The 23380-nt window shown below is 52.1% G+C and carries 20 protein-coding genes; 4 read left to right on the plus strand and 16 right to left on the minus strand.

What is annotated here, in order from left to right; all coding sequences use genetic code 11:
* Positions 1–8: 8 nt before the first annotated feature.
* Together ahcY and RHOLA_RS05550 are read right to left on the minus strand one after the other, a co-directional pair.
* Entirely contained in the window at positions 9–1484 is a 1476-nt protein-coding gene (gene ahcY / locus RHOLA_RS05545) for an adenosylhomocysteinase (RefSeq protein ID WP_038503008.1), read from the minus strand.
* A gap of 4 nt (positions 1485–1488) precedes the next feature.
* Positions 1489–2922: a phosphomannomutase/phosphoglucomutase gene (locus RHOLA_RS05550; RefSeq protein ID WP_038503010.1), complete on the minus strand. Its 1434-nt coding sequence runs from the start codon at positions 2920–2922 to the stop codon at positions 1489–1491.
* 65 nt (positions 2923–2987) lie between these two features.
* Here RHOLA_RS05550 and RHOLA_RS05555 point away from each other — a divergent pair, with 65 nt between their 5' ends.
* A complete protein-coding gene (locus RHOLA_RS05555; protein WP_038503015.1) occupies positions 2988–3407 on the plus strand; it encodes a hypothetical protein in 420 nt (139 codons plus the stop codon).
* Between the two features lie 3 nt (positions 3408–3410).
* Here RHOLA_RS05555 and RHOLA_RS07120 read toward each other — a convergent pair whose 3' ends face one another.
* The 4 genes from RHOLA_RS07120 to manA all read right to left on the minus strand — a co-directional run bounded on the left by RHOLA_RS07120 (position 3411) and on the right by manA (position 9252).
* A complete protein-coding gene (locus RHOLA_RS07120) occupies positions 3411–4751 on the minus strand; it encodes a DUF5719 family protein (protein WP_051636321.1) in 1341 nt (446 codons plus the stop codon).
* Complete coding sequence (locus RHOLA_RS05565) at positions 4751–7612, minus strand: glycosyltransferase family 2 protein (RefSeq protein WP_038503017.1); 2862 nt, start codon at positions 7610–7612, stop codon at positions 4751–4753. Before RHOLA_RS05565 ends, RHOLA_RS07120 begins: the two co-directional genes overlap by 1 nt.
* Before the next feature lie 24 nt (positions 7613–7636).
* Positions 7637–7942 carry a WhiB family transcriptional regulator gene (locus RHOLA_RS05570; protein WP_051636322.1) on the minus strand — a complete coding sequence of 102 codons (306 nt, stop codon included), beginning with the start codon at positions 7940–7942 and terminating at the stop codon, positions 7637–7639.
* A 149-nt stretch (positions 7943–8091) separates the two neighbouring features.
* A complete protein-coding gene (gene manA / locus RHOLA_RS05575) occupies positions 8092–9252 on the minus strand; it encodes a mannose-6-phosphate isomerase, class I (protein WP_038503022.1) in 1161 nt (386 codons plus the stop codon).
* A 125-nt stretch (positions 9253–9377) separates the two neighbouring features.
* On the opposite strand from manA, the gene RHOLA_RS05580 reads away from it, so the two are divergent.
* Positions 9378–10745, plus strand: coding sequence for an O-antigen ligase family protein (locus tag RHOLA_RS05580; protein WP_051636323.1), 1368 nt, complete (start codon positions 9378–9380; stop codon positions 10743–10745).
* On the opposite strand, the gene RHOLA_RS07125 is transcribed toward RHOLA_RS05580, so the two are convergent.
* Genes RHOLA_RS07125 through RHOLA_RS05615 form a run of 7 tightly spaced genes read right to left on the minus strand, consistent with a single transcriptional unit; the run spans position 10742 to position 18293 of the window.
* Positions 10742–13438 carry a LysM peptidoglycan-binding domain-containing protein gene (locus RHOLA_RS07125; RefSeq protein ID WP_051636324.1) on the minus strand — a complete coding sequence of 899 codons (2697 nt, stop codon included), beginning with the start codon at positions 13436–13438 and terminating at the stop codon, positions 10742–10744. The genes RHOLA_RS05580 and RHOLA_RS07125 overlap by 4 nt on opposite strands.
* Positions 13435–13926: a hypothetical protein gene (locus tag RHOLA_RS05590; protein WP_038503025.1), complete on the minus strand. Its 492-nt coding sequence runs from the start codon at positions 13924–13926 to the stop codon at positions 13435–13437. Before RHOLA_RS05590 ends, RHOLA_RS07125 begins: the two co-directional genes overlap by 4 nt.
* A 2-nt stretch (positions 13927–13928) precedes the next feature.
* Complete coding sequence (locus RHOLA_RS05595) at positions 13929–15314, minus strand: LCP family glycopolymer transferase (protein ID WP_051636325.1); 1386 nt, start codon at positions 15312–15314, stop codon at positions 13929–13931.
* An 8-nt stretch (positions 15315–15322) separates the two neighbouring features.
* Positions 15323–15826 (minus strand): 5-(carboxyamino)imidazole ribonucleotide mutase, encoded by a 504-nt coding sequence (gene purE, locus RHOLA_RS05600; protein WP_038503028.1) that lies wholly within the window; start codon positions 15824–15826, stop codon positions 15323–15325.
* Positions 15827–15877: 51 nt separating this feature from the next.
* On the minus strand, positions 15878–17020 hold the full coding sequence (locus tag RHOLA_RS05605; protein ID WP_038503030.1) for a 5-(carboxyamino)imidazole ribonucleotide synthase: 1143 nt from the start codon (positions 17018–17020) through the stop codon (positions 15878–15880).
* A 55-nt stretch (positions 17021–17075) separates the two neighbouring features.
* Complete coding sequence (locus tag RHOLA_RS05610) at positions 17076–17504, minus strand: PH domain-containing protein (protein ID WP_038503034.1); 429 nt, start codon at positions 17502–17504, stop codon at positions 17076–17078.
* Between the two features lie 3 nt (positions 17505–17507).
* Complete coding sequence (locus RHOLA_RS05615) at positions 17508–18293, minus strand: biotin--[acetyl-CoA-carboxylase] ligase (RefSeq protein ID WP_038503037.1); 786 nt, start codon at positions 18291–18293, stop codon at positions 17508–17510.
* A gap of 101 nt (positions 18294–18394) precedes the next feature.
* Here RHOLA_RS05615 and RHOLA_RS05620 point away from each other — a divergent pair, with 101 nt between their 5' ends.
* A complete protein-coding gene (locus tag RHOLA_RS05620; protein WP_038503039.1) occupies positions 18395–20014 on the plus strand; it encodes an acyl-CoA carboxylase subunit beta in 1620 nt (539 codons plus the stop codon).
* 29 nt (positions 20015–20043) lie between these two features.
* A complete protein-coding gene (locus RHOLA_RS05625) occupies positions 20044–20274 on the plus strand; it encodes an acyl-CoA carboxylase subunit epsilon (protein WP_038503041.1) in 231 nt (76 codons plus the stop codon).
* 288 nt (positions 20275–20562) lie between these two features.
* Here the strand turns inward: RHOLA_RS05625 and RHOLA_RS05630 are convergent, their stop codons facing one another.
* The 3 genes from RHOLA_RS05630 to RHOLA_RS05640 form a co-directional block, all read right to left on the minus strand.
* Positions 20563–21528: a hypothetical protein gene (locus tag RHOLA_RS05630; RefSeq protein ID WP_038503043.1), complete on the minus strand. Its 966-nt coding sequence runs from the start codon at positions 21526–21528 to the stop codon at positions 20563–20565.
* Positions 21525–22625, minus strand: coding sequence for a sensor histidine kinase (locus tag RHOLA_RS05635; protein WP_144239030.1), 1101 nt, complete (start codon positions 22623–22625; stop codon positions 21525–21527). Before RHOLA_RS05635 ends, RHOLA_RS05630 begins: the two co-directional genes overlap by 4 nt.
* Positions 22626–22717: 92 nt before the next feature.
* Positions 22718–23380, minus strand: coding sequence for a response regulator transcription factor (locus RHOLA_RS05640; protein WP_038503048.1), 663 nt, complete (start codon positions 23378–23380; stop codon positions 22718–22720).

The raw sequence follows: 23380 nt of genomic DNA on the forward strand, positions 1-23380 counted from the left end.
TCTAACTTCTAGTAGCGGTAGTGGTCTACCTTGTATGGTCCCTGAACTGGCACCCCAATGTAGCGGGCCTGATCATTGGTCAACTGGGTTAATTCAACACCAAGTGCGCTCAAGTGCAAACGGGCAACTTTTTCATCCAGGGTCTTGGGCAGAATGTGCACGCCCAATTCGTACTCGTCTGGCTTGGTGAATAGCTCTATCTGGGCTAGCACCTGGTTGGCAAATGAGGTGCTCATCACGAAACTTGGGTGGCCGGTAGCGTTTCCAAGGTTCATCAGGCGGCCCTCACTCAGAATCAAAACAGAGCGGCCGTTCGGCAGACGCCACTCGTGAACCTGAGGCTTGATTTCAATCTTTTCGATGCCCTGAATTCGGTTGATGCCAGCCATGTCCACTTCATCATCAAAATGCCCAACGTTGGCGATGATTGCCTGGTGCTTCATTTGCAGCAGGTGCTCCGGCTTGATGATTGCGGTGTTTCCGGTCGCGGTTACAAAAATGTCAACGGTTTCAATAACCGACTCAAGGGTTGCAACCTGGTACCCGTCCATGACGGCCTGCAGTGCACAAATCGGATCAATCTCGCTCACGATTACTCGAGCGCCCTGACCGCGAAGTGCATCCGCCGAACCCTTACCCACGTCCCCGTATCCGGCAACAAAGCAAGTCTTTCCACCGATAAGAGTGTCGGTTGCGCGGTTTAGGCCATCTGGAAGTGAGTGGCGAATGCCGTACTTGTTGTCAAACTTTGATTTGGTGACCGAGTCATTCACGTTGATAGCTGGGAACAAAAGTTCGCCTCGCTTGTGGAATTCGTAGAGACGGTGAACTCCGGTGGTGGTCTCTTCGGTTACTCCCTTTATCTCCCCGGCAATTCGAGTGAATCGGGTTGGATCATTTTTTAGAGATGCGCGAAGTAGTTCCAGAATGACCGAATACTCTTCGCTGTCGTCAGCACCGGTGGCTGGCACGGAACCAGCGATTTCAAATTCGCGACCCTTGTGCACAAGAAGAGTTGCGTCGCCACCGTCATCAAGAATCATGTTTGGCCCGGTGAAGTCTTCACCGGCAGCTGCAGCTTCTGAGCTCCAGTCAAAGATGCGGTCGGTGCACCACCAGTACTCTTCAAGGGTCTCGCCCTTCCAGGCAAATACCGGAGTGCCCGATGGGTTGTCTACGGTTCCGTTTGGACCAACTACAACGGCCGCCGCCGCTTCATCCTGAGTTGAAAAAATGTTGCATGACGCCCAGCGAACCTGAGCGCCAAGGGCAACCAATGTTTCAATCAGGATTGCAGTCTGCACGGTCATGTGCAGTGACCCGGTAATGCGTGCACCCTTTAGTGGCTGCGCAGCTGAAAATTCTGCACGAAGGGCCATCAGGCCAGGCATCTCATTTTCAGCCAGACGAATCTGGTGGCGGCCGGCTTCGGCAAGAGTGAGGTCGGCAACTTTGTAATCAAAGGCGGTAATGGTTTTTGACATGTACTTACGCTTTCTGCTGGATAAGGTTTAGAACCTCGTCGCGAATCTGGACCATATCGGCCTCGGTTGAGGCTTCGACATTTAAACGAAGCAGCGGCTCTGTGTTCGAGGCACGAACGTTGAACCACCACCAGTTCCCAGCATCAGCAGGCTTGCCTAGCTCTTGTTTATTTGTTGCGGTGATGCCGTCAAACTCATCAAAGTCGGCGCGGTCTGCGAAAGCAGCCTGCACGCGAGCCTTGGCGGCAGCGACATCAGAGACGGTCGAGTTGATTTCGCCGCTCAAGTAATAAGGATTGTACTTTTTAGCAAATTCCGAAAGAGGCTGATCTTGCGACCCATACTCTGCCAACACATGCATGGCCGCCAACATTCCGTTATCTGCACCCCAAAAATCACGGAAGTAATAGTGTGCACTGTGCTCGCCGCCGAAAATAGCGTTGGTAGCGGCCATCTGGTCTTTGATGAGCGAATGTCCCACCTTGGTCTTTACTGCGCGGGCACCATCGGCCTCGATAACTTCTTTCACCACTCGCGAGGTAAGCAAATTGTGCAGCACGGTGACGTCTGCCTTGGGGTTGGCGCGCTTTTCGCGGGCAATCTCACGGTGGGCCACAATAGCCGCAACTGCCGACGGGGTTACCGCCTGCCCATTTTCATCGATTACAAAGCATCGGTCCGCATCGCCATCAAAAGCCAAGCCAATGTCGGCTCCGTGTTCCAGCACCGCCTTCTGCAGGTCAACCAAGTTTTTTGGGTCAAGCGGATTGGCCTCGTGATTTGGGAACGAGCCATCCAGCTCAAAGTACATGGGTATGATTTCAAGCGGCAATTGCGGAAGGTCACTGGCGTGACCAAGAACCGCAGGAACCGTCATGCCACCCATTCCATTGGCGGCGTCAACCACAACTTTGAGTGGGCGGATGTCTGAGAGATCAACCAGCTCACGCAGGTAGGCCGCGTATTGAATCAGGATGTGCATGTCACGGTAGCTGCCCGGAACTTCTACCTCGTCAATTCCAGTTTCCATGTAAATCTTCGCGCGATCACGAATCGCAGCTAGACCGGTGTCCATGCTGATGCCGCGGGCGCCCGCTCGTGAAAACTTGATGCCGTTATATGCGGCCGGGTTGTGACTTGCGGTGAACATTGCAGCTGGTGCGTTTAGAACACCGGAGGCAAAGTAGCTCTCATCGGTTGAGCAAAGTCCAATGGACAAAACATTTGCGCCACGAGCCTGAGCCCCTGCGGCAAAGGCATCTGCAAATTCTGGTGACGAGTCACGCATGTCGTGGCCAACCACAACATCTTTACCCGCGGCGCCCAACTCATCTACGAAACCCGCTGCCAGCGCAGCCACGATTTGGGTGGTGAGAGATTTGCCAACTAAACCACGCACGTCGTAGGTTTTGACGATTGCGTCCCAATCAATATTCATTGCTTCGAGTTTACCAAGTTGAGACTAGGCCCCGGTTTTCGCTGACCGCTGTCTACAATTGGGCCATGGCAGAGAACCCGGGCCCAAGGGGCGTAAATCGAGACCGTCACGGTCGTGGCATTAGACAGCCTCTGCTCAGCAACCTGCGCCAAACTGGCACCCGACAATCAAGCTTTGAGCAGATTGTTTCAGGCACCTGCGAATACCTAAAAAATGCCTGGCCAGAGGAACTGATTGATCTGGAGTGGGAGGTCGCCGATGCGCCGACCATCAAACCTGATTCCAAAGGAGTCCGTCGCTGGGCGGTAAAGCGCGAAGAAATGACCATCGTTATTTATCGTCTGCCGATTGAGCGCCTGGGCCACCACAGTCGCGTTGACGCGCTACACGAGAGAATGCACATTGAAGAAAATGTCTTTGCGGCCGTTGGGCACCTGATTGGTAAAGATCCTTGGGATCTGGTGCCAGATAGATATCGCGACTAGTCGCTAGCGGACATTGACGGAAACTTTTCCGCCGGCATTCTTTTGATCCAACACCGATAAGTTTGCAACCGTGCCATCGACATCGGTGATTAGGTTTGCGTAAATAGGTTGCTCGCTACCGCTGAACGAATAGGTAGAACCCGGGGTTACTTCAATTACCTCAACTGCACCGGTTTTTTCGTTGTAGATGCAAAATTTTGAAATTCCGATATTCGGCACGGTCAACTTGCGTTTACCAGTAAATTTTTGAGCCGCTGGAATCCAGGTGAAGTCGGGGGCAGAGGTTGCCGTCACACGAGACAAACGAAACGCTGATTGCACTGGAACATCACTTGAAACCAGTGCCACGTAATTTCCATCTTTGAGTCCGGTGATTTCGATATCCGAAACCGAACCTGCATTTACGGCTGATCGAACTACGGTGCCAAAAGTCGCCGGCGTCGCGCCTACTACCTGAACCGTCACAGTGGCATTTGCAGTACCTGGCACGTAGACGCGCAGCACTGGAAGAAGGTCTTCAAAATCAGCACTGGCAGCACGGAGTTTGGAAACCTGTGCGGTGCCTCTGATGAAAACTCCCGGAATGACCTGCTGCTTGGCCGCTTCCGGTGATGGTGCAACGTAGTCCACACCACCGGCACTCAGGCCGCGAACGGTGCGCTGTTGAATCCAAGCGGTAACCGCCCCGCCGGTTGCCTTTACGCGAATCCCAAAGCTTTTTGTTTTTGGCACCATGCCCGAAAGTGGAACCACTGTGGACTTTCCGGATACCACCGCAATACCGTTGAGGCCAGGCGCATCAACGGAACCTGCCTCGCTAAAAATCTCGAGGCTGACAGTGGAATCAACCTGAGCGGTGTTTCGCAAAATCAAGAGTGCTTCACGGCCAGTCGCAGTTGCGCCACCCAGAAGAAAAATGTCATTTGATGGCAACTGACAATTTGTGGCTGCCAATCCCCGCAGTGTTGCTCCGGCGGCATTCTGGTACTGGCTGGCGTTAAGTAACTCTGAGCCCTGGTTAGGAACAACGTTTTCTTTTGCAGACTCGGCGGCCGAAACTGTGAATACGCCGTCACCAGAGTTCAACGTCGCGCCATCGGTGGAATTGAACTGACTGGCGTATGACACCAGTCCAACGTGCTCAAAATTTCCAAGCGTCGTTCCCTGAGCACCACCGGCTTTGAAAAGTGCCCCCGGGCAAACCAGCGACAGATCGCGAGCCTTAACTTCTAGCGCCGCAGGAGTGGGAACTGTTCCAATCTGCAGGCTAAGGCTTGGCGCTGCCAAGGTTCCACCAATTAGGGCGGCCAGCACGAATATCAAAATGACGACTTTCTTTATCATCAGTTTTCTTCACCAGCCTCAACGAAAATCTGACTGTCACCGGTCACTCGGCGACGCTGATTGATGGTTGGTATTGCAAGTAACACGAAGCCCAAAATAATCGCCAGCTGCACGCCCTTGGTGATTGACCATGGTGAAATCGGGGTTAAACCGGCGCTGAGCAACTTTTGGTTGGGCTCGCGCACGCGCCATAGTTGACCCGAGTCAGTGGATCCCACGGCCTCGAGCTCCTTGACTGAATCAAGAGCAACGGCTAACTGCCCAGAAATTTGCGACGACGCATCGGGCACAAGCACGTAGCCGATGCCGACCTGGTCAATGGTCTGCTGCAGTTCTGAACCATTCGCCGATGCAAGATCTGCAACCAGCTGAGCAATTCGGTTGTATTCGGCCGCTCGAGACTGCTTAACCTCTTCAAGGGCAAAGCGATAGCTAAGACTCACGTCTTCAAGTTGAACACCGTCTCCAGATACAAGTTCGGCACCAAATTGAATCGTGCCGTCGGAATTAACCTCGGGATTTATCACTAGCATTTTTAGCGCGCTGCCCTGTTCGGCTTCCGCCGCCACGATAGAAGGGACCACGCGTCCATCGGTGTATTCCAAATTGGGTGAAACGCTAGCGGCAAGAAAAACCGCCGGAACCAGAGAAACAAGTGCCAGTCCGGAGCTAATAATTTTCAGCGCAGCCGGCCGCTTTATGTCACTGAGTGCCAGCGCAAACAAAATAGCTACCAACAAGCCAAGAACTCCAAGCAGGGCAGCTGGTGACCCGTTCACAAAATCAGTCGAGCGGACGGTGGAACCAACTCCTACCGCAGCAAATGAGAGGCTGCTCACCAACCAGGCAAACGCAACTGTGAGGATGGCTGCCACCCAAACCACGAAGGCCATGCCCCAGCGTCGGCCTGCAAGTGCCAGTAATGAAATCAGCAACACCGGAACAGTCATCCAGTTAGAAAATTGACCAACAGACGGAAGGCTGGCGCCAAAGCTTGAACCGCCCAAGAGCAACTGCCAAATCGGTGCTTGCTCACTTTGCTGCGGTAAACCGGGATCGGCCAACAAGGCAAGTGGCTTGGCAATTTCAAAAATGTAATACAAGACCGTTGGACCAAAAACTGCGGCCGTTGGCAAAGGGATCCAGATCAGGAAGCCAAACTTGGAAAGTCTGCTGAAAATAACCAAGCCAAGAACAGCCAGCAAAATTAGAGCTGTGTTTGGAGCCGACGCCACGACAACAAAAAGCAAAAGGCCCGACGCCGCAACCCATGACCAAGTCTGAGTTGAGAAATTTGTTCTGCCGATTCCCGCCGCTCTGGCAACACAAAATACCAACCACGGCAACGCTACTTGGGCGATCACCGCAGGAATTCTGGCTTGCTGCTGAGCTAACTGAAGCGCTGGCCAAAGGGCATAAACCAAGGCTGCCGAAATTCTTACGAAAGAAGATTCACTAAATAGCGAAATGACCCGCCAGGCACCAGCGAAAGCAATTGCCTTGGCTAATAAAAGAAGTATCGCTAGGGCCAGTGACGGGGACCAGAAAGTAAATGAACCAAGAACCGTCAAGACCCAGACAAAAGGATCACTGGGCCCAAAGTAGCCAAGGCCAATCGGCTGAAAACTTGCACCGGCTCGGGAAAACAGCGTCAGCCAAGAATCACTGAGAGGCAGTAAGCCTCCTCCGTTGGCGGCATTGGCAGTGGGCCAGAAATTAAAACTCAGCAGCGCTAACGCCACTGCAACCCACAGCGCACCAGAGGCTACAAAACCAGTGGCGCTTGAAGACTGCTCAACCTCGAACTCACCGCGCTCAAAGGCCGCCAAAGTCGCCTGGCTTTGTTCTCTTTCGAGTGCCGCCCGATTAGAGCTGCGCACCTGTTGCCAACTGGCCCGCAAGCCGCGCAGCTTAGAAAACTTGATCACGCTGGTCATTGCGATCGACGAGCGACTGCTGAGTCGGCGACCCACCGTAAAGAAACCCCAAAGCGCTGCGGAAATTTCTGCCCATATGCGATCTGGGCGTTTTGCCGCCAGGCGACCTATGGCGCGACCAACTCCAATAAACGGCAAGAAAAACCAGAACAGCAGCGCAACTGGAAGCGGAGCGAAAGCTAGTCGCAGGTGAATGGCGCTTCGGCGCAGGGCAGCCTTTGGTGAGGTGTCTAACCAGCCACGCGGTCTTTTGCCTTTCATCGCTAGCGAGGCGTGAGCAACTTTTGCCTGCGGAACAACAACTACACGATGACCTGCCATGCGGGCGCGAATAGAAAAATCAAAATCAACTGCTAGCTCAGGAGCCGAGGTATCAAAACCGCCAAGCTGCTTGAACAAATCAAATCTAATTAGCGCGGCTGCTGTTCCGATTGCCATGACATCGTCGGCATCATCATGCTGAGATTGGTCCAGCTCACCACTAACAATTGAAAATAGGTCGCCAAGTGGCGTGAGGGTAAGCCCAAGTTGATTTACAACACGAGGATCATTCCAGTCCACCAACTTTGGCCCGGCAATTGCTACAGACGGTGACAGTTCAACCGCGTGCAAGAGATGTTGGAGTGCGGTTGGTTCTGGGGCACTGTCATCGTGCAGCAACCAAATCCATTGGGGCGTTTCATCAGCGGAAAAATTCTTGACCGCAAACGAGACGGAATTTGCCAAAGTGGTTGAAGCAGGCAACTGGTGAATTTCTGTCACACCTGCTGCACGTGCAACTTCAATGCAGGTTGAATTCGTAGAAGTGTCAACAACTAATGTTCGATCAACCGCGTGCGATTGATTACTAATCGCACTGAGAGTTTTATATAAATAATCTGGCTCGTCGTGTGAAATTACGACGGCTACTACTGAGGGTTTCATAATCAACGGCTTGAAGCCGTGAGGTTAAGCGCGCTTCTTAAGCTTGCGACGTTCGCGCTCTGACAAACCACCCCAGATACCGAAACGCTCATCGTTTTCAAGTGCGTACTCAAGGCATTCTGCCTTTACCTCGCAACCCGAACAAATGCGCTTTGCATCGCGAGTTGATCCGCCCTTCTCTGGAAAGAAAGCCTCTGGGTCAGTCTGTGAGCAAAGTGCATCTGCCTGCCATGAAAGTGGGTCGGTTTCAGAATCTGAGTACGCCCCCGCGACACCAAGTCGAATTGGATCGATAGACCAGTTCTCTGGCACACGATTACGACTGTCCATAACTACATTCCCTATTCCGAAAACCCCAGCTTCAGCGCAAGGGAATTCAATGGATAATTCCTTGGTTGTAATTACACTCTTGTAGTTCGGTCCGTGTCAAGTTGAGATTTCTAAGCCTCAAGGACTAATTCAGGCTTTTTATAGGTTATTTAGGCCTTTCCGGTGGCCAAAAAAGCGGTTCCGCTGCCTGAAATGCTGAAAAACTTCGCATCGGCTGACATGAATGCCGCTTCACCACGACGCAAAAGGACACGCTCCTCGAGGCTATTACTGATCGCAATTTCCCCAGCGGTGCAAAGAATTACCGCCTCACTGGGCAGTGATAAATCGGCCATCAAGCGCTCTCCGCTTGGTTCCAATTTGTATAACAAGAAGTCATCGGTGTTGCACTGATATTGAATCAACCCCGATGAGATCTCACGCGGCACAACCAGTGGGATTCGACCGGGAGTGAAATCAACAACGCGCTCGAGCTCGTCAATATCAACGTGCTTTGGAGTGAGCCCACCGCGCAGCACGTTGTCTGACGCAGCCATTAGCTCAACGCCCAATCCACTTAGATACGCGTGAATGTTTCCCGCCGGTAAAAATAACGCCTCTCCTGGCTCAAGAAATACGTGATTCATTAGCAGCGCCAAGACCACGCCGGGATCACCTGGATATAAAAGGTTGAGTCGCTCGGCAAGAGCGAATCTGGCTTCGAAATCCGCCATTGCGGTTAGCTCGGCCGTGAAACCGTCAAGGTTGCCGCGACGGTGACTGATGTCGCTGAAAACCTTGCGAAGACCGTCTGGCTCGTGAAGCAGTTTGCGCCACTGTGTCGAGATTATTCTGAAGCCCTCTGATACACCGCTGTGAGTTTCCATGTCCTCGAGCAGTTGATCGATTTCATTCAACGGTTTGAATCCGCAGAGTGCCTCAAAATCTGAGAGCGCAACAATAATCTCTGGCTTGTGCTGGTCATCTTTGTAATTTCGATTACTCGCGGTGACGGCGATTCCCTGTGCTTCTTCACGAGCAAATCCAGCCTTGGCCTGTTGGCTGTTTGGATGAGCCTGAATGGAGAGCGGTTGATCTGCGGCCAGAATTTTGAGTAAAAATGAAAGCTGATGGCCGCCTAGATGATCGCGAAGTGTGGTCGCTCTATCGTCGGCAAGTAGCGCCGGCGAGCCTGCGTGGGTGCCAAACCACACCTCGGCTGCTGGTTGGTCTGGGCTGGCCAGGGTCAAGTCAGGACCAAAGTAATCGCGAATAAGGGTGCGTGATCCCCACGCATAGTTGCGCGGTTGATTTGAGATTTTGACTAGCACCGCTCCCCTTTCACCCAGCGGGTCTAGCCTAACTTCGCAGCTCCAGCTTTGAGCGCTCAAAAATGCAGACAGAGCAAAGTCAGCTGACGCGAATTAGACTTACATAACCCCGACCGGAAGCTGCAATGACTGCACTGACTAGACCTATTCGCGTGGTTTTCAACACGCGCGAAAAGGGCTACCGCTCCAAGACCTGGACGGCTTCGGCGGGAATCTTCACTTTGATGGCGGGCGACGCCGTGCGCTACAGCATTGGCTGGCTGGGCTGGGGCGCGGTCCTGCTGGTCCTGCTATCAATCTCGATGGTGCTGTTTTTCAAGAATCAACCAAGCAACACTTTTCGTGAGATTCCTTGGCCACTTTGGGCAGCCTTGGGCTGGATGGCCCTCAGCACAATATGGTCGGCCTATCCTTCGATCACCGCACTGGCAACAGTCTCACAAATTGCCACCACCGCATTCGCCTTGTTCCTAGTGGGGCTGTTCAGCTGGCGGCACCTACTGCGCGTCTTTGCGAATGTGATTCGCTTCATCCTTGGCGCCTCGCTAATTTTTGAGTTTGTTGCGGCGGCAATTGTTCAAGGACCAATCGCACCGATTTTCAAAAATTACTCCGGTGAGAAGCCTCCTGCCGCTGCCTTCTACTGGACTCAGGGAAACCTGTTTGACGGTGAGCGAATTCAGGGAATTGTGGGCAACTCTAATCTGCTGGCATTTGTTGCCATGCTGGGCGTAGTCACCTTTGCGGTTGAGTACGCAATCATCGGCACGAAGCGTTGGGTTAGCGCACTTTGTATTTTGGCTTCTGTGACAACCATGTTGCTGGCCAAGTCTGCTGGAATCGGTTTTGCAATGACAGCGATTGTGATTGCCGCCATCGTTTCAATTGCGGCAGAGGGCAAAGAGCGTGAAGTTCGTCATAAGTACTACCGAGTGGCTTGGGCATTCGCCGGGACTGTTGGTGTGATTGTTCTTTTCTTCCGGGCAACTGTTTTTGAATTCTTCGGCAAAAGCCCAGACATGACCGGGCGAAGTGGCATTTGGAAACTCGTTCTGGGACTAATCGAACAGCGACCAGTTTTTGGCTGGGGTTGGACCAGTCACTGGATGCCCGGGGTTGAGCCATACGAGGGTTTGGTTGTGATTAACAATGTTCCCTACTACCAGGCACACAATGCCTACCTAGACATCACCCTGCAGCTGGGATTTATTGGTGCAGCGATTTTTGGGATTTTATTTTTGACCACTTTCATAAAACTTTGGCGTCTGGCCGTGCGACACACTGTGGCCCTTTACCTCTGGCCAATCTTAATTTTTATGGGCTTGGCAGTCTGGAGTCTGACTGAGTCAAGAATCTTAATTGAAATTGGTTGGGTACTTCTTGCGCTCTTTGTCGTGAAGGTAAACCAACCAGAGGAAATGCTAGAACCTCGCGGTCGATCTCCCAAGCGAGTTCGGTTGCTTAGTTTTCGCCAACGCAAAAACCAAATCTAAGGAATAACCAAAACTTGGCCAACCTTAATCAGGTTGGCATTGGTGATCTTGTTTGCCTGCATCAGTGCCGTAGTACTCACACCAAACCTGGTGGCAATTTTGGAAAGCAAGTCACCGGCGACAACCGTGTAAGTTTTTGGCTTTGCCGTGGTGCTTGGCTTGGGTGATGAAACAGGGGTTGGGCTGGCGCTGGCCAATGGGCTGGCCGAAGGGCTTGGGCTGGCCGAAGGAGTAGCCGATGGGCTTGGTGATGGGCTAGGGCTAACCGATGGCTCAGGGAAAACAATTGGCGGCTCCACGTTGAAACGATCTACTGAAAAGCTCACCCCCGCAGCCTTACCGGTTGGGATTTTTGTCAAAAAGAACGGGCCAACCAGCACAGCTTTTGGTGCGGTTCCGCGAAGTTTTTCGTAAGCAGCAACATTCTTGATTGCGCGTTTGGTTTGACCCTCAATCAAGAAATAAGACTTGGCAGCAGTTCTAACGAATCGACCAAGTGTGGTGCTAGTGGTTGCCAGTGCCGCGCAGGTTGCCTTGTCTAGAGTCTGGCCACGGCCAGGGTAATGACTGGCATCAATTTCCGAAAGCGGGTAAAGCTTTCCGGTAATTGCCACAAAGTAATTTGCGTCACAAACGAATTTGATGCCGCTTAGTTTGCTGGTCTTTGCATAGCCCTTGAATTGAGCAGCAGGGATGGTCCGCAAGTTCTTAAGACCTAACAGGGCCGCCTGATTGGCGTCGTTAACAACTAGTGCCCGCTTGAAACCATCAATTAGGTAGGTCTTGGTGGAATCACTTGAACGCACATAGGTTCCAGGGGCAATAACTGGGTGTCCACTTGGAATCTGCGCTACCGCGGATTTTGATAGCGTCTCTGCCTTGGTGGATTTCAAAACGGGTGCAAATTTAGAAACATCTGCAGCGTTCAGCACCAATCGCTTTTCACCACCGGCGACCAGATAGATCGACTTTGCGGCTGCAGTCTTTACCACCAGGGTTGATTCCACTGCAGTTGGAGCATCAGGAATTTGAGCCAAGAATTCATCAGAAACCACCGGAGCGTTCTTTGAAATCACCTGGGCATCGGCAACCTTGCGCTTTCCCTCTTTGGTGATTAGGTACTGGTTACCGGCGGCGTCATTCATGATGCTCTTAATTGCCACCGGACCGGCCACGCTGGCGATCGCCTCGCCAAGCATGCTGCCGGTTGACTTAGGGAACCACTTGGTGAAGTCGATGTCGGCCGCGGTTGCCTTATCTATGTCGTAGTAAAAGGTTCCGTCATACAAGGCAAGCTGACCGGTGGCAAGGTTCGTGAAAGAAACACCTTTGCGGATAATCGGCTTTCCCCACGGAAGATTCTTGAATGCAGAAACCTTGATGGTGGACAGCGCAGGAACACCGATGCGAGAGTCCGCAAGCGAATCTTCATCAAGAATTTGTCGCTTGGCTCCATCTTGAATCAAGAAGGTTTGACCCGCGTCGCCCGAAAGGTATTCGGTAACTCCGCTTGCTGATGCTAGAGCGTTCATCTGGTTTTGAGTCAGGGTGATTGCGTTGTTGCAATCTAAACCAAACACTGCAACCTGCGTGCAGTTGGTGAACTTGTACTTTTGACCACCGTCGATGAAGTAGTAGTTGCCAAGCGCCGGTGACTTAACCAAACGGCTTGCCTTGCCAGAATCAACGAAGGAATCAAGATATGCCTGTGACACGGTGCCAAGCGGACCAAGCGGTTTCATGGCCGCAATTGTGTCAACATCGTCAATCAAATACTTCTTGCCGTCGACGATTAGGTAAGTGTCAGATTGTGAGCTCTTGAGCAGGAAGCCACCACCAATAGGGTCACCGAACCAATCGGTGTAGAAGCGCCAAAAGTTTCGGTTTCCGTATGCGCTGCACGAGTCACCGGTGCCGTAGAGGTTAGCCAGGGCGGCATCATTAGGTGTGTAAGGCGTGTAGTAGTAAAGGGCAGCAGTTGCTCGGCTCTTTATGGTCACACTCTTTTTTCCACAGCCAGGGTTGTTGGCCTGGTATGAAATTTGCTTGGTCGATCCCACTGCAAGGTAAGTGAAAGATCCTCTTGGGTCGCCGTACCACTTGAATTGTGAGACTCCGCGCAAAACCTGCCAGAACAATCTGCTGGATACCAAAGAGTCCTTGCCACAAATTTCTGGGTGAGCATCGGGGCAACCGTAGCCCATTGCGGCTTTATACATATACTCGGTTGGGTTTCGAGCCTGCACCAAGCCCTGCTCTTTTTGCAGAGTCACCAAAATAACGCGCGGATTAATCCCGCAAGCTTGGGCAACCTTGAAAATAATTTGCGCGGCTGTTTGATTTTGAGCGGGAGCAATATCGGTGCAAACCTTTGGGTTTTCATCCCACCAGTGCAGGGTGTCTGCGATTGCCGCTGAACCTACAATGTCCTCCGTGTAATCTTTCAAACACTTTGGCCCGCCGTCGCCGTCGTTGCAAGAAGGAACCTGGCTGTTTAAGAATCTTTGAATCTCTGTGACAGACATTGCTCCAAAGTCATAAAAAACGCTGTCACTAATAATTAGGCCCGGATCAAATTTTGAGGCATCCGCCGCCTGGGCTTTAGGTGCCGCAGACAGGGCAACAAACCCGGTCGCGACTAGGAGTGCTGAAACAACTATCGCTACCAGTCTTGAAAACTGGTTTGCAATCACGGTATGGTGACTCCCGCGCTGGTGCTGCCTTCATAGGCTGCCGAAACATAAGAGACCGTGACGGTTGCCTTACCTTTTGGTAGGCCAGCGGTTGGCAGCATTGCCGGGTAGCACTGAGTGGTTGAAACATTTGCCTCTGCTTTGACCGAAACGGTTTTGGTCACGCCTCCGCTGGCTAGTGTGAAGGTGCACTTTCCGCCGTCTTCAGCCGCGTTGGTGACTTCAACTACCGCAGAAACGTATCCGGTTGCAGAGTCCACACTCAAATCAATGAAGTTGAATTTTGCAACACCAAGGCTAGGTGCCGCCGAGGCCGATGGAGATTCGCTTGGTGTCGGTGACACCTCTGTGGCCGACGGAGATTGTGAAGTCGAAGGGTTTTGGTCGGTGCCCCAGTTTGGGTACAGAAGTGCACAACCGGTCAGAGAAAATACTGACAAAGTGCCGATTGATAGAGCTGCGATGGAGACTGCAAGAGTCTTCTTCATAATTACTCCTTTACTTCGCCAGCTGCATTAGTTGTTGCGAAGGACCTTTTTACCATTTCATGAATTGCTGAGAAATTTGGGTGAATCACGTCAATTTTTGGTGGAACCAAACTCAGTTCTTGGATACCTATGGCACGAGCCTTGCCAGCTAGTTCCACATACTGAGCGAGCATTGGGCTAGGAATATCGGTGCGCACCAACTTTTGACCCGCCGAAGCTATTTGCTGGAAGCGTGTCAATACGGTTGCTGGCTCAATCTGGCTAAGAACGGCCTGCTCCACCTCGTGCTGCCGACGCATGCGGTCGTAGTCACTGGTGCTGTGGCGGCTGCGGGCATACCAAAGAGCGGTGTAGCCATCCATGTGTTGCTTTCCGGCCTCGATCCAACCCTTCACATCAGAGAGGTCGTCGCGCTGACCACCAATAGGTAGTCGTTCCTTTACATTGATGGTGATGCCACCCAAAGCATCAATTAGCTGTGTGAACGAGGCCATGTCGACCAGCACGTAAGACTGAATCTGTAGCCCGGTGACATACTCAACCGCATCTCTGGTTGCTTCAGTGCCTGGGGTTGAACCTTTTTTCGCGGCATCGGGGTAGGCATCGGCGTGGTTATCTTCTGCATCTTTATAGATCGCATTAATCAAGCAATCAATTCCACAGTTCCAACCGTTTGGGTAAATCTTGTTCATTGGGGACCCCGATGAAAACCCCACGTGCTGCATGTTGCGCGGAATTCCTATGTTCACGGTCTGCCCAGTGGCTGCGTCGATGCTGATTACAGAGATTGAGTCCGGGCGAATTCCAAAACGATCGGCTCCCGCATCGGCACCAAGCAGCATGATGTTGTAACGCCCATCGACCGGCGAGGTAAAGCCACCCTGATTGAAGATGCTGCCGATGAAATTAGCCTGCACCCCGGCAAGATTTCCAGCATAAGAAATAGCTGAGGTACCAAAAATTCCGGCCAGCACAACCGCGCCAAAGGTGATCCAGCGCTCACGGCTGTAAAGACGACCCAAGCGCATCAGTCGAAGAGTGTCCAGGGTGAGGATGGCAAACAGAATTGAGTAGCCGATTAGCGCCGCAGACAAAACCCAAATCAGCACCGGCAGAGTAACTAACCAGATCACCCAACTCCGGTTGATTAATCCAATTACCACAAGCAACAAAAAGAAAATCCAAAAACCAATTGTTGCGCTGATGCCAACGCGGGCTAGTTTTTTATTGCCGGCGACCAATTGCGCCGACCCAGGAACTAGAACGGTGAGTAGCAACAACCACCAAGCGCGGCGATGCATTTGTTGCGGAGTAGCGCGCTCGGTATTTCGGAAAGGGCCGGTTGCACGAACACGAGGTGAATTGCGCTGTGGTGTTCGCTGACTCAACCTTGGGCTTAGATTTGTGATTTCAGTTTCGCATTCTTCTCAGCGACCTGAACTTTTAGGTCTTCACTGTAAGCGGCCATTGCGGCAGAAAGTTTTTGATCAAACGCACCCAAAATGCGCGCCGCTAAAATTCCCGCGTTCTTCGCACCGCCGATAGAAACTGTTGCCACCGGAATCCCCGCGGGCATCTGCACAATCGAGAGCAACGAATCCATGCCATCAAGTTTTGAAAGCGGCACAGGAACACCGATTACCGGAAGAGTTGTAACAGAAGCCAACATGCCCGGCAGGTGGGCGGCTCCGCCGGCACCGGCGATAATCACCTTGATGCCTCGGCCAGCCGCGGCTTTACCCCACTCGATCATCTTTTCAGGAGTGCGGTGGGCCGACAGCACCTCAACCTCGTATTCGATACCAAAATCCTTGAGTGTCTGCGCTGCATCTGACATAACTGACCAGTCAGAGTCTGAGCCCATGACAACGCCAACTACTGGCTTGATTTCGCTTGTCATTGAGGGCTCCTTTTACGCGGCTACCCTCAAATTTTACCCAAGGGGCTTAAGTTATCCCCGTAGCAAAACGGCGGCAGCGCCCCTGGCCTCAGCAAGAGCATGCTCAGCAGAATCGGCGACTACGGTGACGTGGCCCATTTTTCTGCCGGCTCTGGCGCCTTTTCCGTAGGTGTGCACCTTGGCATCCGGATGTGCAGCCAAAGCCTTATCAAGTGCCTGAACAAAATTATTTTGCTCATCAACACCAAGTAAATTGACCATCACTGCGTGGGCAGCGCGAGGCGCAGTTGAACCAAGCGGCAAATCAAGCACCGCTCTTATGTGCTGCTCGAATTGCGAGGTCACGGATCCCTCAATACTGAAGTGTCCGGAGTTGTGCGGGCGCATGGCAAGTTCATTGATCACAATTCGACCATCACGCGCCTCAAACATCTCGACGGCAAGCACTCCGGTAACACCCAGCGCTTCCGCGATTTGCTTTGCGATGGCTGCAGTGGTCTGTAAAGTTGCTGCGGTTGCCTCTGGTGACGGGGCCAGCACGACAGAACATACGCCGTTTTCTTGGATGGTTTCAACCAGCGGCCAAGCTTGAAATTCACCACTTGGAGTGCGGGCACTTAGTTGGGCGAGTTCGCGAACGAAGTCCACTTTCTCTTCGGCCAACAAACTTCCACCAAAAGATGCAAGATTTTCAAGCCAGTCTTTTGCGTCCACAGATGCGCGTACCACGCGAACGCCTTTGCCGTCGTAGCCGCCAATCGGGGTTTTTAAAATCGCTACGCCACCGTTTGCCGCGATGAAATCATCTAGCGAGGCTGCATCGCGGATCTCGGCCCAGGCTGGCATCGGCAAACCAAGTGCGCTGAGCCTTTGGCGCATGTGCAATTTATTTTGCGCAAAGGCAAGGGCTTTGCTTGGTGGCTGAATGTTCACGCCTTCTGCCTCTAGTGCCTGCAGCACAGAGATCGGCACGTGTTCGTGGTCAAATGTGATGACATCAACACCGCGCGCAAATTCGCGCACCACATCAAGTTGGTTGTAGTCACCAACCATACTGGTAGCGAGTTGTGCTGATGAGCCCTCTGCTTCAGCCAAGACCTTGATTTGGATTCCTAGGTTGATTGCCGGCGGGGTCATCATGCGAGCCAGTTGGCCGCCACCAATCACGCCTACGCGCGGAGAGTGCTTGGTCATGCCATTCCTAACTCTTGATACTTCTATTTTGCCGGAATGCGGCCCAATCATTTGCCTACAGGGCGGCAGCTAGCCGATCAATCTCTACCGCCACGGTTTTATGCTTGGCGATGCCTGGAATCACAATTGGCTCCTGGCCATCAATAATGATGCTGATAGTTCGGCCCTTAGTAAGTTGCACATCTTTAATCAGAGTCAGGCTGACCTCGCGACGCTTCTGCCCAAGCAATCCAGATCGATAAAGCACCCTCGTGGTGGTCACATCAAGAAAAGTGCTCATGAAACGAAGCAGTGGAATGAACCAAAAAAAGAAGGCCACTGAGCCAGAACCAACCCATAGCAAGGTGTATTGCCACTGTTCGGTTAGTCTTCCGCCAAAAAAAGCCATCGCAAAGCAGGCGGCAAATAGAAACAGATTAGGTAAGAACAACTTGGAACCACGAGGTCGAATGCGCGCGATGCGCTGCTCGGCTAAAAAACTCATCGCTTAATTGTGGCGCAGATGCACAATATCTCCGGCAGCCACAGCGACAACATCATCGCCAGCATTTGGCTTCACAATTAGACGACCGGTGTCGTCAATTCCAACCGCGGCTCCAAGAAGTTCTTCATCACCGGGCAAAATAACTCGCACACGATTGGTGCCACCATGGTCAAGCGTTGAACATGCGGCAATCACCTGATTTCGAAGCCCGCTAGCAACTGCGTTTCCGGCGGCAGACACCCAAGGATCATAAAGTCCGCGAAGATTTTCTAAATAGATGGAAAGAATGTCATCGAGCTCAAGGGACTGAGCGCCCTCCAACCGCAAAGATGTTGCGTTTTCGATTGGTAATTCGCTTTTATCTTGACGAACGTTTAGGCCGGCGCCGATAACCACTCCACTTAGATCGCCGACCAGCTCACTGAGCACACCAGAGACTTTCTTTTCTCCCACTAAAACATCGTTCGGCCATTTCAAGCCAACTTGCGCATCAGGAATCAGTGCGGCAACGGTCTTGGTCATCGCCAGTCCGGCCATCAGTGGCAGCCACGAAAAATTGGTAGCTGCGACTCCAGTCGGTTTCAACAACACCGATACAAATAGCGAGCTGCCGGCAGGAGCCACCCAGTCACGACCGGCGCGACCCCGTCCGGCAGATTGAAACCCGGCCACCAGCACGCTGAAGTCATCGGTGTTCGCTGAATTGGCAATCAAATCGGCATTGGTAGAGCCGGTTTCGGCAACAAACTCCAACTGGGCCGCAATGTGGCTACTCTTAGGGAAATCCATGGTCTAAGGGTACTGTCTGTAGGTTTCGCACAGCAGATTTTGTAATTAGCAGTAGCAAACTGCCAAAGGAATGCCCCTTTTCACTGGGTAAAGTGAAGTCCATGACCTTTGAAGATACTTTCACCCAGGCAATTCGCTTGAATCCAGACATTGCCACCACCAAGGGCAAAATTGAGGACCTGCGCCAGCGCTATCACGAAGCAGTGACCGCCGCCGGCGAAACTGCGATCGCCAAGCAGCACGCCAAAGGAAAGAACACCGCAAGAGAGCGCATTGAAATGCTGCTGGACCCGGGTTCATTTGTTGAAATCGATGAATACGTTCGCCACCGCTCGACTGCATTTGGCATGGATAAAAACCGCCCTTACGGTGACGCGGTGGTCACCGGAGTTGGCACAATTCACGGCCGACAGGTTGCACTTTTTTCTCAGGACTTCACAATTTTTGGTGGCTCACTTGGTGAAGCTGCCGGCAACAAAATCATCAAGGTAATGGATCTTGCAATAGCCACCGGTGTGCCAATTATTGGAATCCTTGATTCCGGTGGTGCTCGCATTCAAGAGGGCGTGATTGCGCTTGGTAAGTACGGTGAAATTTTCAAGCGCAACACCATGGCATCAGGCGTCATTCCACAGATCTCTTTGATCATGGGTCCTGCGGCCGGCGGTGCCGTTTACTCCCCCGCGCTAACTGACTTCGTGATCATGGTCGACAAAACATCAAACATGTTTGTCACCGGACCAGACGTAATCAAAACTGTCACCGGTGAAGATGTTGGCATGGAAGAACTCGGTGGAGCGCGTGCACACAACGAGCGATCAGGTGTTGCTCACTACCTTGCCGATGACGAAGCAGATGCAATTGACTACGCTCGTGCGCTGCTCAGCTACCTGCCCGAAAATAATCTTTCTGAAACAGTTCAGTACGCGCCAGAGGGTGAACTTGAAATCACCGATGCCGACGAGAAACTCAACTCAATAATTCCCGATTCACCAAACCAGCCTTATGACATGAAGACTGTGATTGAGGGCATCGTTGATGGGCGCGAATTCCTTGAGGTGCAGCCGTTGTTTGCGCCTAATATTTTGATAGGTTTTGCCCGAGTTGATGGTCGCAGTGTTGGCATCGTCGCTAACCAGCCGCAGCAAATGGCGGGAACTTTAAATATTGAAGCCGGTGAAAAGGCTGCCCGCTTCGTGCGCTTCTGTGACGCATTCTCAATTCCGATCCTTACCCTGGTTGACGTACCTGGTTACCTGCCAGGAACCGATCAAGAGTGGGCCGGTGTGATTCGTCGTGGAGCAAAGTTGCTCTACGCATACGCTGAGGCAACCGTGCCATTAGTAACTGTGATTACTCGCAAGGCCTACGGCGGCGCTTACATCGTTATGGGGTCCAAGCAACTTGGTGCAGATATCAACCTGGCTTGGCCAACCGCCGAGATTGCGGTTATGGGTGGTCAGGGTGCGGTTAACATCTTGTTCCGCGATCAGATTAAAAAGGCTGAAGAAGCTGGCATGGATGTCGCTGCCGTTCGCGCCAAACTTGCAGCCGAGTACACCTATAACGTGGCCTCGCCGTTCCTAGCTGCCGAGCGTGGAGAGCTTGACGGAATTATTGAGCCGAAAGCAACGCGCATTTCTGTGATCAAGGCAATGCGTGCGCTGCGTACCAAGCGTTCAAACCTGCCACCTAAGAAGCACGGAAACATTCCACTTTAAATCGCCACAAACAAAATAAACACGTAAAAATGACTGAATTCAGCGAATCGATCCAAGTGGTTTCCGGCGCGCCCACCCCCGAGGAACTCGCCACGGTCATTGCCGTGCTCGAGGCCGCGCACGCCGAGGAAGAGGCAACTGCCACCGGTTACGAGCGCCCGCTCAAATCATCGTGGTCTAGAAACGTGGCGCAGCTGCGTCACCCGATCGTGCCGGGGCCGGGCCAGTGGCGCGGTGCTTACCGCTCGGGACTTAACTAAATCTCAAGTGATTCGCTCAAGCGTGAAGGCTTGCTCGCCTTCACGGGACTTAACTAAATCTCAAGCCATTCGCTCAAGCGTTATCGAATGTCCCCCTAAGAGGGGACTCCATTTTTGACTATCCCAAGACCCCAAGCATTCATACTGGAAATTGAAGGTTTTATCGCTGAAAAAGGGGAATAGCGATTGAATCTGGGGTCAGGCGAAAACCTGATTGGGGACTGAAAAGGCGATTCGAAAGAATCGCTCTTTTCTTTTAAGTGGCAGTCTTACCGATGAGCGACGACGCTAAAACTTCAACCAGATGTCTGGTTTGGCCACCCCGGGCCTTGTGGCCACCAAAGTAATTTTCCAGTCTTCTTGGGATGGCGCTCTCAGGGTAATTCTTCCTTCGTTAACCTGTGCAAACGAGTTGGCAACCTTCTGCAAAATTTCTTTGCGCGAATAATCAGTCATGTTATCCAATCCACCCTCATCAAGAATGATTACTTCAACCCCACGCATTCGAGCTTGTTTTGCCGCCTCACGAATTTCAGCTGACATCAAACCGCGACCACGAATCTCATCTCTTAGAGATGCCTCCAAGAGCCTGGCCTCAAGTTTTTGACTATTTGAGAGTTTGCCTCGCTGTGATTCAATTTCACGCAGCATCGGCAAGGCGCCACGAAGAGCTAGATCCAATCGAGCGCGACGCTCTTCGCTTGCCGCGGCATTAGCCGCAGCCTGCATTTGAGAATTGCGCGCGGCCTCAGTGAATTCCATGGTGCGTCGATAGGCGCTCTTCAAACCAACAGAAATTGTGTGACCGGCGAAGACGAGTAGCAATGCACCAATCAAACCGGCTTGAATCCCGGCAAATAGTCCAGCCCAAGCAACAACCTGAATGACCAGCAGAACTGTACCAACCCAGGCAATTAGTTTTTGCTGGCGCACCGCGGTTGTGGCCATCAGGGTTGCAATGCCCACCACGTACCAAGTTGAGTAAGCATCAGCAGTTTGTGGATCAAGATTGGCATTCACCAGCAGCGGAACTATGGCTGCTACCGCCAAATTAAGAATCGCCTGTGTCAGGGGCAGGTTTGGGCCCCGATAAAAAATCATTGACGCGATTATTGCCGCTAGATAAAGCAGAATGGCTAGCAATGGGTACTCGTATTGCTCAACTCCACTTAGGGATGCAAAACCAAGTCCCGCATGAAATAAACCAAACAGCAGACCCAGAATCGCCACCAACCATCGCGGAATGCGAATCATGCTGCACTCCACTCAATGATTACGTTTGTGCCAACACCGATTTTTGAATCAATAAAAACTTTTCCGCCGGCTGCTTCAACTCGACCAACAATCGATAACCGCAAGCCAAGGCGATTTTTAGGAACCCTAGACGGTCTGAAGCCGCGGCCATTGTCTTTAATGACTATCTTGAAACCCTTGGCGGATCCCTTTAGGAAAACGCTGATTGATGCTCCAGAACCAGCGTGATTCTTGGCATTGGCCAACGCCTGCAGCATTGACTCGGTGACTGCCGCTGATAGCTCCGCGGGAACCGGAAGATCTGAAGCCCCCTCGCTCTCCAAAGCAACGCTGTCTGAGAATCTATGAACCGCCACCTCTAGCGCACTGAACAGCGAACTTACTGAAATGTTTTGATCCATGATTCGATCGTGTTCAAGACTGCTGAGTTTCTGAATCGCAGCCCTAGCTGATTCCTGGGCAGCTAATTCGGAGCGCTGGTCCTCGGCACTCGCAGCCAAAAGCAGTGTGGTAAGCACCGAATCATGAATCAAAGCATCAATCCGATCGCGCTCTCGATGAATCGCATCGGCGCGAGAGAGTTCAATCGCCGCAAGATTTGCCTCGTGATTTGCCTCATCGACCTTGGCAGCCTCATAGCGCAATACCCAAACAAAACCTGCAAGCACAGAACTGAATAAGAACGAAAAACTTGAATCTTGCAATGCAACCCAGGGATCCACCGGAATACCAATGTCGGATACCTGCAGAAAGAACCACATCGTCGGCAAAATCACCAAGAAGAAACTAGCGATGTAGACGCCAAAGCCACCCACGGCACTTATTCCACCAATACCAACCGTCCACCAAATCCAAGGTTGCTCCCCCGGGTCTAATTCCATTCCATCGAGTTGGAACGACCAGGTGACTATCGCAAAAGCACTTGATAGCGTCAACGCAATAAACCCAAAGCGCCCGGACCTGCGAATCCAAACCAAGAAAATTATCAGCAGGTTTGAGCCGGTAATCAGGCCAACATTCAACCAAAACCAAAAGGGATTCAACTCATATTTGCTGTATTCGGCGAATGCGTTGGTCAGTGTTTGCGAGCTGATCAAAATGGAAGCAAAAGAAAATACCCTTTCCAGAAGGGTATTAACCCTGGCCAGCGCCAAAGATTTATTTGGCTCAACCCTCCTGAATTGCATTGCTACAAAGAGCTTTCTTCAAGAATTCCGTCTTCAATTGCGCGAACCAAAAGTTCAGTTTTTGTAGATGCCGCGCGACCCAACACAGAGTACTTTGCGCGCACGCGGTCAATGTGCTCCTTGGCGGTAGAAATCTTTATGTTCAATTCGGCCGCTACCTGCTTTAGGGCAAAGCCAGAGGCGTAAAGGCTCAGCACCTCACGTTCACGGGGTGAAAGATTGGCCGCCTTAAATTCGGAATCAGAGTCAATGGCTGCAGCGGTTTGCAAAGTGTTGACGTAGATTCCTTCGGCCACCAAGCGAATGGCCGAGGCCAGCTCCTCCATCGATTTGGCTTTGGGAACCAGTGTTGCCGCACCAGCCTTGAGTGCCGCCCGCACAAGGTTCTGCTTGTCAGCGATGCTGAAAATAACTACCTGAGCGCCGGTCTTGATTAGCCTGGTCACATTTTCCGCGACGATCGATCCATCGGCCAGCGAAAGGTCCATCACAATCACATCGCACCGAATATCGGGGGTTTTCTCTAGCAGCTCGGTGACTGAGCCAGCCGAAGCACAGAATTGAAAACCAAACTCGGGACAAGCAGCCTTGAATGCAAAACGAATTGCATCGTGATCATCAACTATCGCAACACAAATTGGTTTATCGCGTTCACGCAGTTGCAT

The organism is Rhodoluna lacicola (assembly GCF_000699505.1).
Classification (GTDB): Bacteria; Actinomycetota; Actinomycetes; order Actinomycetales; family Microbacteriaceae; genus Rhodoluna; species Rhodoluna lacicola.